General features: G+C 51.1%; 1 rRNA gene. It reads right to left on the reverse strand.

Annotated elements, in window-relative coordinates:
• Positions 1–53 precede the first annotated feature (53 nt).
• Positions 54–1,593: ribosomal RNA gene (locus JYB63_RS22520) — 16S ribosomal RNA — on the reverse strand.
• Between the last annotated feature and the right edge of the window lie 318 nt (positions 1,594–1,911).

The raw sequence follows: 1,911 nt of genomic DNA on the forward strand, positions 1-1,911 counted from the left end.
TACATACTGATCAGATAATTCGTGTGAACGCTTGCTGAGAATCCGCTATCGTTTAAGGAGGTGATCCAGCCCCAGGTTCCCCTAGGGCTACCTTGTTACGACTTCACCCCAGTCATGAACCACACCGTGGTAACCGCCCTCCCGAAGGTTAAGCTAGCTACTTCTGGTGCAATCCACTCCCATGGTGTGACGGGCGGTGTGTACAAGGCCCGGGAACGTATTCACCGTGACATTCTGATTCACGATTACTAGCGATTCCGACTTCATGGAGTCGAGTTGCAGACTCCAATCCGGACTACGACCGGTTTTGTGAGATTAGCTCCCCCTCGCAGGATTGCAGCCCTCTGTACCGGCCATTGTAGCACGTGTGTAGCCCTACTCGTAAGGGCCATGATGACTTGACGTCGTCCCCACCTTCCTCCGGTTTGTCACCGGCAGTCTCCTTAGAGTTCCCACCCGAAGTGCTGGCAAATAAGGACAAGGGTTGCGCTCGTTACGGGACTTAACCCAACATTTCACAACACGAGCTGACGACAGCCATGCAGCACCTGTCACTGCGTTCCCGAAGGCACATCAGAATCTCTTCCGACTTCGCAGGATTTCAAGAGTAGGTAAGGTTCTTCGCGTTGCGTCGAATTAAACCACATGCTCCACCGCTTGTGCGGGCCCCCGTCAATTCATTTGAGTTTTAACCTTGCGGCCGTACTCCCCAGGCGGTCTACTTAGTGCGTTAGCTGCGCCACTAAGATATCAAGTATCCCAACGGCTAGTAGACATCGTTTACGGCGTGGACTACCAGGGTATCTAATCCTGTTTGCTCCCCACGCTTTCGCACCTCAGCGTCAGTATCAGACCAGGTGGTCGCCTTCGCCACTGGTGTTCCTTCCTATATCTACGCATTTCACCGCTACACAGGAAATTCCACCACCCTCTTCTGTACTCTAGTTATCCAGTATCAGGTGCAGTTCCCAGGTTGAGCCCGGGGCTTTCACATCTGACTTAAATAACCGCCTACGCGCGCTTTACGCCCAGTAATTCCGATTAACGCTCGGACCCTCCGTATTACCGCGGCTGCTGGCACGGAGTTAGCCGGTCCTTCTTCTGCAGTTAACGTCACAGATGCAAGGTATTAACTTACACCCTTTCCTCACTGCTGAAAGTGCTTTACAACCCTAAGGCCTTCTTCACACACGCGGCATGGCTGCATCAGGCTTGCGCCCATTGTGCAATATTCCCCACTGCTGCCTCCCGTAGGAGTCTGGGCCGTGTCTCAGTCCCAGTGTGGCTGATCATCCTCTCAGACCAGCTACGGATCGTCGCCTTGGTAGGCCATTACCCCACCAACTAGCTAATCCGACGCAGACTCATCTGATAGCGCAAGGCCCGAAGGTCCCCTGCTTTCCCCCGTAGGGCGTATGCGGTATTAATCCAAATTTCTCTGGGCTATCCCCCACTACCAGGCAGATTTCTACGCGTTACTCACCCGTCCGCCGCTCGTCATCTTCTAGCAAGCTAGAAATGTTACCGCTCGACTTGCATGTGTTAAGCCTGCCGCCAGCGTTCAATCTGAGCCATGATCAAACTCTTCAGTTTAATTTTTTCGACACCGGAATGTGGTGTCTTAAATCTAGCTCAAAGCATTAAACAACTTTGCATAAAAACATCTAAATGAATTCACTTAGGTTGCTTATCTTTGATAAAGCTTTTGTGCTTCATCTCAACAAGCGCCCACACGAATTATCTGATCAAATTGTTAAAGAGCGATGCTTAAAACCGTTTCGGCAACCGGCGTAACCGTCGTTGCTGTCGTCTCAAGCGAGGTGCGTATTCTACTCAACACCCGGTGGAAGTCAACGGTTATTTTCAGAAGATTTTGATTAATTCCGAAGAAGTTATCAAAACCGGAAAAGT

Origin of the sequence: Aliamphritea spongicola (genome assembly GCF_017051665.1) — a bacterium.
GTDB classification, from domain to species: domain Bacteria; phylum Pseudomonadota; class Gammaproteobacteria; order Pseudomonadales; family Balneatricaceae; genus Amphritea; species Amphritea spongicola.